General features: G+C 59.6%; 7 protein-coding genes, 1 tRNA gene and 1 pseudogene. All 9 read left to right on the top strand.

Annotated features, from left to right (window positions below; all coding sequences use genetic code 11):
* Positions 1-131 precede the first annotated feature (131 nt).
* A tRNA-Trp gene (locus IV098_RS14445) sits at positions 132-207 on the top strand.
* A 29-nt stretch (positions 208-236) separates the two neighbouring features.
* A complete protein-coding gene (secE, locus tag IV098_RS14440) occupies positions 237-584 on the top strand; it encodes a preprotein translocase subunit SecE (RefSeq protein ID WP_296890292.1) in 348 nt (115 codons plus the stop codon).
* Entirely contained in the window at positions 581-1114 is a 534-nt protein-coding gene (nusG, locus tag IV098_RS14435; protein ID WP_296890290.1) for a transcription termination/antitermination protein NusG, read from the top strand. Before secE ends, nusG begins: the two co-directional genes overlap by 4 nt.
* Positions 1115-1238: 124 nt before the next feature.
* Entirely contained in the window at positions 1239-1670 is a 432-nt protein-coding gene (gene rplK, locus IV098_RS14430) for a 50S ribosomal protein L11 (protein ID WP_296890288.1), read from the top strand.
* 1 nt (position 1671) lies between these two features.
* Positions 1672-2367: a 50S ribosomal protein L1 gene (rplA, locus tag IV098_RS14425; RefSeq protein WP_296890286.1), complete on the top strand. Its 696-nt coding sequence runs from the start codon at positions 1672-1674 to the stop codon at positions 2365-2367.
* Positions 2368-2637: 270 nt separating this feature from the next.
* Positions 2638-3159, top strand: a complete 522-nt coding sequence (gene rplJ, locus IV098_RS14420) for a 50S ribosomal protein L10 (protein WP_296890284.1) — start codon at positions 2638-2640, stop codon at positions 3157-3159.
* Positions 3160-3229: 70 nt separating this feature from the next.
* The gene (rplL, locus tag IV098_RS14415) at positions 3230-3610 is read left to right on the top strand and encodes a 50S ribosomal protein L7/L12 (protein WP_296890282.1); all 381 of its coding nucleotides are present in this window, start codon (positions 3230-3232) and stop codon (positions 3608-3610) included.
* A 338-nt stretch (positions 3611-3948) separates the two neighbouring features.
* Positions 3949-8028: a DNA-directed RNA polymerase subunit beta gene (rpoB, locus tag IV098_RS14410; protein ID WP_296890280.1), complete on the top strand. Its 4080-nt coding sequence runs from the start codon at positions 3949-3951 to the stop codon at positions 8026-8028.
* Positions 8029-8048: 20 nt separating this feature from the next.
* Positions 8049-9549 (top strand): annotated as a pseudogene (locus tag IV098_RS14405) (DNA-directed RNA polymerase subunit beta'); the annotation flags it as partial.

Here is a 9549-nt window from a genome sequence, read left to right as displayed (position 1 = left end):
CGATTCGCGAAGGCGGCCGTACCGTCGGTGCGGGCGTCGTGGCGAAAATCGAAGAGTGATTGTTTGTTAACCGGGTTGTTCTAGCCGGCAGGGCGGGATGGGCGCAGGCCTGTTCCGCCCTTGAGTAATACAGGCCAATAGCTCAATTGGTAGAGCGTCGGTCTCCAAAACCGAAGGTTGGGGGTTCGAGACCCTCTTGGCCTGCCACAGGATAAGCCGCAAGGCATACAGCGTTCATGGCTGACAAAATCAAGCTGCTGGTAGCGGTATTGCTGGTCATCGCAGGATTGGCCGGCTTTTATTTTTTTGCGGACGCGCCCGCTGTAGTTCGGGTGTTGTCTGTGATTGCGGGTCTGGTGCTGGCGGCCGTGGTTGCCGGCATGTCGGCGCCTGGCAAGCGGTTTTTCCGTTTCGCGCTGGATGCGCGCGATGAGGCGAAGAAGGTTGTCTGGCCGACGCGCAAGGAAACCATACAGATGACGGGGGTGGTCATGGCTTTTGTGGTCGTGATGGCGCTCTTTTTGTGGGCGGTTGACGGCACATTGATGTGGTTGGTCAAGCTGGCATTGGGACAAGGGAGTTGAGTATGCGGTGGTATGTGGTTCATGCCTACTCTGGCTTCGAGAAAAGCGTTGCGCGCAATCTGATTGAGCGTATTGAGCGTGCGGGCATGAAGGATCGCTTTGGCGAGATCCTGGTGCCGGTGGAAGAGGTTGTGGAGATGAAGGGCGGTCAGAAGAAGACGGCCGAGCGCAAGTTCTTCCCCGGCTACGTGCTGGTGCAGATGGAGATGGATGACGATACCTGGCATCTGGTGAAAAGCACGCCCAAGGTGACGGGCTTCGTGGGTGGAACGGCGACCAAGCCGGCGCCGATTTCCGAAAAAGAAGTGCAGTCCATCATGGATCAGATGCGCGAGGGTGTAGAGAAGCCCAAGCCCAAGATTCTGTTCGAGGTGGGTGAGACGGTGCGCGTCATTGACGGGCCGTTCACGGACTTCAATGGCAACGTAGAGGAAGTGAATTACGACAAGAGCAAATTGCGCGTGTCGGTGATGATTTTTGGCCGGGCGACGCCCGTCGAGCTGGGTTTCGGTCAGGTCGAGAAAAGCTAGTCCGGACAAAAGTCCGGCTGCAAGACCGCTTTGGCGTCAGGCTGAAGTGGTGTCCGGTAAGACCGGAGAGGAGCGCGAGTAGGGCAACCCAAAGCGCGTTGGTACTCATTTATCAGGAGCCATCATGGCAAAGAAAATTGTCGGCTATGTCAAGCTGCAAGTTCCGGCGGGCAAGGCCAACCCTTCGCCCCCAATCGGTCCCGCGCTCGGTCAGCGCGGCCTCAACATCATGGAATTCTGTAAGGCGTTCAACGCCAAGACCCAGGGTATGGAGCCCGGTCTGCCGATTCCGGTGGTGATTACCGCATTCGCGGACAAGAGCTTCACCTTCATCATGAAGACGCCGCCTGCGACGGTCTTGATCAAGAAAGCGATCAAGCTCGACAAGGGCAGCGCCAAGCCGCACCTCGACAAGGTGGGCACCATTACGCGCGCCCAGCTGGAAGAGATCGCCAAGGCAAAAGAGCCCGATCTGACTGCAGCCAATATGGACGCAGCCGTTCGCACCATCGCTGGCACGGCCCGTTCCATGGGCATCGTCGTGGAGGGAGTCTGACATGGCAAATACATCCAAGCGCTTGCGGGCGCTGAAAGAAAAAATCGACCGCAACCGCAACTACCCGGTGGCTGATGCGCTGGGTCTGGTCAAGGAAGCAGCCACCGCAAAATTCGACGAGTCCATCGACATTGCGATCAACCTTGGCGTAGATGCACGCAAATCCGACCAGATGGTGCGTGGTGCGGTGGTGCTGCCCAAGGGAATCGGTAAAACGGTTCGCGTGGCAGTGTTTGCCCAGGGCGACAACGTGCAAAAGGCAAAAGATGCCGGCGCAGACATCGTGGGCTTCGACGATCTGGCTGCCGAGATCAAGGCAGGCAAGATGGATTTCGACGTGTTGATCGCGACGCCTGACGCTATGCGTGTGGTCGGTCAGCTCGGTCAGATCCTCGGTCCGCGCGGTTTGATGCCGAACCCGAAAGTGGGAACGGTGTCTCCTGACGTCGCCGGTGCGGTTAAAAACGCCAAGGCCGGTCAGGTGCAGTACCGCACGGACAAGGGTGGCATCGTGCATTGCACTATCGGCCGCGCTTCGTTTGCCGTGGAAGACCTGAAGGAAAACCTGGCGGCTCTGATGGATGCGCTTCAGCGCGCCAAGCCCGCCAGCTCCAAGGGTGTGTACTTCAAGCGCCTGTCGGTGTCGTCCACCATGGGCGTGGGCGTGCGCGTCGATCAGGCAAGCGTGACTGCTTAATGAATGAGGGGCATCCCGGATCGGGGTGCTCGAATGAACTTTGGGTCGTCGACCAGCTGTTGGGGTCGACGAGTTGTCAAAGACCGTAGGCCTCCGCAAGGAGTTAAGTCGGGCCGAGTGTGAATGGGTGACGAGTCTGTCCTCTGTTCGCATCAAGCAGAACCTACGCAGATGGTGTTCCCGCGCAGGATTTTCCTGTCAAGGCCGCCAGCCGAGGCATCCCGTGGACACAAGCGGGAAGCGCTTCGTAACTGAGAAGGAGGGTAGACCTTGAGTCTGAATCTTGAAGAAAAGAAAGCCGTCGTTGCTGAAGTGACTGCGCAGGTTGCAGTGGCCCAGACGGTTGTAGTTGCCGAATATCGTGGCATCAAGGTGGAAGACCTGACCAAGCTGCGCGCAATCGCACGCAAGGAAGGCGTCTATCTGCGCGTGTTGAAAAACACGCTGGTGCGCCGCGCGATCGCGGGTACTCCGTTCGCAGGTTTGTCCGACCAGATGGTCGGCCCGCTTGCTTACGGCATGTCCACAGATCCGGTGGCCGCCGCGAAAGTGATGCACGAGTTTGCCAAGACCAACGACAAGTTTGTCGTCAAGGCCGGTGCCATGCCCAATTTCATCATGTCCGCCAAGGATGTGGGGAATCTGGCCAGCATGCCCAGCCGTGATGAACTGCTGTCCAAACTCATGGGCACGATGCAGGCTCCGATTACGCAATTTGTTCGCACGCTCAATGAAGTGCCGACCAAATTCGTTCGCGGACTCGCTGCTGTGCGCGACAAGCAGGCTGCTTGAAGCAGCTTGCCGGCAACCCGTACGACGATATTGTTTTTAATCTGAAGCACAATTGACAGGAGTAATACACATGGCTGTTTCTAAAGCTGAAATTCTTGACGCAATCGCTGGCATGACCGTTCTGGATCTGTCCGAGCTGATCAAGGAAATGGAAGAGAAGTTTGGCGTTTCCGCTGCTGCCGCTGCGGTTGCTGTGGCAGCCCCCGCTGCTGGCGGCGGTGCCGCTGCTGCTGAAGAGCAGACCGAGTTCACCGTGATGCTGAATTCGGCTGGCGACAAGAAGGTTGAAGTCATTAAGGTTGTGCGTGCTGCCACCGGTCTGGGCCTGAAAGAAGCCAAGGATCTGGTTGACGGCGCTCCCAAGGCTGTTAAAGAAGGCGTATCCAAGGCTGATGCCGAAGCGCTGAAAAAACAGCTGGAAGAAGCTGGCGCTAACGTCGACGTCAAATAAGTCAACGGCGACCTGGGCGGCGCGCCTAAGCGCATCGCCCACTTCCGGAGACGCATTTATTTCGCCACTTTTGTATTCGTGGTGTGTTGCGGGGAAACCCGCAGCAGACGCAAGCAGCAAATACCCGGAACCCGGAATCGGCTTCCGGGTCGTTTGCTTTTTGCGTGTGCCCCACAAGGGGACTCCGACTTTCTACAGGCTGAAGCCTGTGAAAGATCGTATGCCCCATAAAGGGACTCCGGTTTGTAACGGGGTGAAGCCCATTGCAAGCCGTATGCCTCACAACGCGCGGCGCGTAACCCACGTGCCGGCCTGCCCCTGATCGTCAAGGAGACTCCATGGCTTATACCTTTACCGAGAAAAAACGTCTGCGCAAGAGCTTTGCCAGCCGGACCAACACCCTACCGGTGCCTTTTCTTCTGGCGACCCAGCTTGAGTCTTATCGTGCCTTCTTGCAGGAGGGCCGTTCGCGCGAAGAGCGTTTGAACGAAGGCCTGCAGGCCGCGTTCACGTCGATTTTTCCGATCGAAAGCCATTCCAAGAATGCGCGTCTGGAATACGTCAGCTACTTCCTCGGCGAGCCGGTATTCGACATCAAGGAATGCCAACAGCGCGGCCTGACCTACTGCGCGCCGCTGCGTGCCAAAGTGCGCCTGGTGATCATGGACAAGGAAGCGTCCAAGCCGACGATCAAGGAAGTCAAGGAGCAAGAAGTCTACATGGGCGAAATCCCGCTCATGACGCCGACCGGCTCGTTCGTGATCAACGGTACCGAGCGCGTGATCGTGTCGCAGCTGCACCGCTCGCCCGGCGTGTTCTTCGAGCATGACCGCGGCAAGACCCACAGCTCCGGCAAACTGCTGTTCTCGGCGCGTGTGATTCCCTACCGCGGCTCGTGGCTGGATTTCGAATTCGACGCCAAGGACATCCTGTTCTTCCGGGTTGACCGCCGCCGCAAGATGCCGGTCACCATCCTGCTGAAATCGCTGGGCTATACCCCGGAAACGATTCTGGATACGTTCTTCAACAAGGACACCTTCTATATCAATACCCAGGGCATCCAGTTCGAACTGGTCCCCGAGCGTCTGCGCGGCGAACTCGCGCGTTTCGACATCTGCGGCAAGGATGACCATGTCATCGTGGCCAAGGACAAGCGCATCACCGCCAAGCACATCCGTGAGCTTGAGGCTGCGGGCGTCAAGAAATGGGCGGTTCCCGCCGAATTCGTCGTCGGCCGCGTGCTGGCGCACGACGTGGTCGACAAGTCCACCGGTGAGCTGGTGGCGCGCGCCAACGACGAGATTACCGAAGAGCTGTTGAATGCCCTGGCCGTCGCCGGAGTCGATAAATTCAACACGCTGTATACCAACGAACTCGACCAGGGCGCATTCATTTCGCAGACCCTGCGTAGCGACGACGCGGCCGATGCTTACGTCGCCAAGGTGGCGATCTACCGCATGATGCGCCCGGGCGAGCCGCCCACCGAGGATGCGGTCAACACGCTGTTCACCAACCTGTTCTTCAATGACGAGCGTTACGACCTGTCGGCCGTGGGCCGCATGAAGTTCAACCGCCGCATCGGCAGCGATGAACTGACCGGCTCCGGCACGTTGTCGACTGAAGACATCGTGGCGGTGATCAAGATACTGGTGGACCTGCGCAATGGCCGCGGCGAAGTCGACGACATCGATCACCTCGGCAACCGCCGCGTGCGTTCGGTGGGCGAGCTGGCCGAAAACCAGTTCCGCGCCGGCCTGGTGCGCGTAGAGCGCGCCGTGCGCGAGCGTCTGGGGCAGGCCGAGTCGGACAACCTGATGCCGCATGACCTGATCAATGCCAAGCCGGTGTCGGCGGCGATCAAGGAGTTTTTCGGCTCCAGCCAGTTGTCGCAGTTCATGGACCAGACCAATCCGCTATCCGAGATCACCCACAAGCGCCGCGTGTCGGCTCTGGGCCCGGGCGGTTTGACGCGCGAGCGCGCAGGCTTCGAAGTGCGCGACGTGCATCCGACCCACTATGGTCGCGTCTGCCCGATCGAAACGCCGGAAGGTCCGAATATCGGCCTGATCAACTCGCTGGCGCTGTATGCCCGCACCAACTGGTATGGCTTCATTGAAACGCCGTACCGCAAGGTGATCGACAACAAGGTCACCGACGAAATCGAGTACCTGTCAGCGATCGAGGAAAGCAAATACGTGATCGCGCAGGCCAACGCCGATCTCGATGCGAAGAGCCAGTTCAAGGACGACCTGATCTCGTGCCGCTACAAGAACGAATTTACGCTGTCGACCCCCGACCGCATCGAGTACATGGACGTGGCGCCGGCGCAGATCGTGTCGGTTGCAGCTTCGCTGATTCCGTTCCTGGAGCACGACGATGCCAACCGCGCGCTGATGGGTTCGAACATGCAACGTCAGGCAGTGCCCTGCCTGCGTCCGGAGAAATCCCTGGTCGGAACCGGTATCGAACGTACCGCGGCAGTCGACTCCGGCACGGTGGTGACGGCGCATCGCGGCGGTCGCGTCGATTACATCGATGCGAGCCGCATCGTGATTCGCGTGCATGACGAAGAGGCGCGTGCCGGCGAAGTCGGCGTGGACATCTACTCGCTGATCAAATACACCCGCTCGAACCAGAACACCAACATCAACCAGCGTCCGCTGGTGAAGGTAGGCGACATGATTGCGCGTGGCGACGTGATTGCCGACGGCGCTTCGACCGATATGGGCGAGCTGGCGCTGGGGCAGAACATGCTGGTCGCCTTCATGCCGTGGAACGGCTACAACTTCGAAGACTCGATTCTCATCAACGAGAAGGTCGTCGCCGAAGACCGCTACACCTCGATCCACATCGAAGAACTCTCGGTCGTCGCACGCGACACCAAGCTGGGTGCGGAAGAAATCACCCGCGACATCTCCAACCTGGCCGAGCGCCAGTTGGGTCGCTTGGACGAGTCCGGCATCATCGCCATCGGCGCGGAAGTCGAGGCCGGCGACGTGCTGGTCGGCAAGGTCACGCCCAAGGGCGAAACCCAGCTGACACCGGAAGAAAAACTGCTGCGCGCCATCTTCGGCGAAAAGGCCAGCGACGTGAAAGACACCAGCCTCAAGGTGCCGTCCGGCATGTCGGGCGTGGTCATCGACGTGCAGGTGTTCACCCGTGAAGGCATCGAGCGTGATGTCCGCGCGCAGTCGATTGTCGACACGCAGCTTGCCGAGTACCGCAAGGACATGACCGACCGCATGCGTATCGTTGAAGACGACACGTTTGCCCGTCTGGAAAAACTCCTGCACCTGAAGGTGGCCAACGGCGGACCGAAGAAACTCGCCAAGGGCAGCAAAATCACCAAGGACTATCTGGAGTCGGTCAACCGTCACGACTGGTTCGACATCCGCCTGGCCGACGACGAGGCGAGCCGCGCAGTGGAAGGCTTGAAAGACAGCCTGACCCAGAAACGCATCGAATTCGATGCGATGTTCGAAGAGAAGAAGAAGAAGCTGACCGCCGGTGACGAATTGCCGCCTGGCGTGCAGAAAATGGTCAAGGTCTATCTGGCAGTCAAACGCCGTCTGCAGCCTGGCGACAAGATGGCAGGCCGTCACGGCAACAAGGGTGTGGTGTCGAAAATCGCGCCGGTGGAAGACATGCCGTTCATGGCCGATGGCCGTCCGGTCGATGTCGTTCTCAACCCGCTCGGCGTGCCGTCGCGGATGAACGTCGGCCAGATTCTGGAAACCCACCTCGGCTGGGCGGCCAAGGGTCTGGGCGAAAAAATCGGCCAGATGCTCGCCGCGCAGACCAAGACCATGGTGAAAGAGATCCGCAGCTTCCTCAAGGAAATCTACAACCAGTCCGGCAAGGTCGAAGATATCGACGGCTTTACCGACGACGAAATCATCGAGCTCGGGCGCAACCTGCAAAAGGGCGTGCCGTTTGCATCGCCGGTGTTCGACGGTGCATCCGAAGCCGAGATCCGTCGCATGCTGGTGCTGGCCGGCCTGCCGGAAGGCGGCCAGGTCACGCTGTACGACGGTCGTACCGGCGAGGCATTTGACCGCCAGGTGACGGTCGGCTACAAGCACGTGCTGAAGCTGCACCACCTGGTCGACGACAAGATGCACGCGCGTTCCACCGGCCCGTACTCGCTGGTCACCCAGCAACCGCTGGGCGGCAAGGCGCAGTTCGGCGGCCAGCGCTTCGGTGAGATGGAGGTGTGGGCGCTGGAAGCCTACGGTGCGGCTTACGTGCTGCAGGAAATGTTGACCGTGAAGTCGGACGATGTGAACGGCCGTACCAAGATGTACGAGAGCATCGTCAAGGGCGAACACAAGATCGAAGCCGGGATGCCGGAGTCCTTCAACGTGCTGGTGAAGGAAATCCGCTCGCTGGGCATCGACATCGATCTGGAACGTTATTAATTTAGGGTGAGGACACAGCCATGAAAGCACTGTTAGATATTTTCAAGCAGGCCACCCACGAGGAAGAGTTCGACGCCATCAAGATTGGCCTGGCGTCGCCGGAGAAAATCCGTTCCTGGTCGTATGGTGAAGTAAAGAAACCCGAGACCATCAATTACCGCACCTTCAAACCGGAACGTGATGGCCTGTTCTGCGCCAAGATCTTTGGCCCGGTCAAGGACTACGAGTGCCTGTGCGGCAAGTACAAGCGTCTCAAGCATCGCGGCGTGATCTGCGAAAAGTGCGGCGTCGAAGTCACGCTGTCCAAAGTGCGCCGCGAGCGCATGGGCCACATCGAGCTGGCCTCGCCGGTTGCCCACATCTGGTTCCTGAAGTCGCTGCCGAGCCGTCTGGGCATGGTGCTCGACATGACGCTGCGCGACATCGAGCGCGTGCTCTACTTCGAAGGCTTCGTGGTGGTCGAGCCCGGCATGACGCCGCTCAACCGCGGCCAGTTGCTGACTGAAGACGACTACCTTGCCAAGCTGGAAGAGTATGGCGACGAGTTCCGCGCACTGATGGGCGCGGAAGCCGTGCGTGAACTGCTGCGTTCGCTGGATCTGCCGAATGTGGTTGAGACCCTGCATGCCGACATGGCACGCACCGGTTCCGAAACCAAGCTGAAAAAACTGTCGAAGCGCCTGAAAATTCTTGAGGGCTTCCAGAAGTCCGGGATCAAGCCCGAGTGGATGATTCTCGAAGTGTTGCCGGTGCTGCCGCCTGAACTGCGTCCGCTGGTGCCGCTCGACGGCGGCCGCTTCGCGACCTCCGATCTGAACGATCTGTACCGCCGCGTGATCAACCGCAACAACCGTCTGAAGCGTCTGCTCGAGCTGAAGGCCCCGGAAATCATCGTGCGCAACGAAAAGCGCATGCTGCAGGAGTCGGTTGACTCGCTGCTGGACAACGGCCGTCGCGGCAAGGCGATGACCGGCGCCAACAAGCGTCCGCTGAAGTCGCTGGCCGACATGATCAAGGGCAAGAGCGGTCGTTTCCGTCAGAACCTGCTGGGCAAGCGCGTCGACTACTCCGGCCGTTCCGTCATCGTGGTGGGCCCGACGCTGAAGCTGCACCAGTGCGGCCTGCCGAAGAAGATGGCGCTCGAGCTGTTCAAGCCCTTCATCTTCAACCGCCTCGAAGTGCTGGGGCTGGCGACCACGATCAAGGCCGCCAAGAAGATGGTGGAAGACGAAGAGCCCGTCGTGTGGGACTTGCTCGAAGAAGTCATCAACCAGCATCCGGTGATGCTGAACCGCGCACCGACCCTGCACCGTCTCGGCATTCAGGCCTTCGAGCCGGTTCTGATCGAAGGCAAGGCGATTCAGCTGCACCCGTTGGTGTGTGCGGCGTTCAACGCCGACTTCGACGGCGACCAGATGGCCGTCCACGTGCCGCTGTCGCTGGAAGCACAGACCGAAGCGCGCACCCTGATGCTGGCGTCGAACAACGTGCTGTCGCCCGCCAACGGCGAGCCGATCATCG

Origin of the sequence: Thiobacillus sp. (genome assembly GCF_018780105.1) — a bacterium.
Taxonomy (GTDB): Bacteria; Pseudomonadota; Gammaproteobacteria; order Burkholderiales; family Thiobacillaceae; genus Thiobacillus.
Note: the sequence above shows the minus strand (reverse complement) of the source record. Positions and strands in the feature narration are given on the sequence as shown.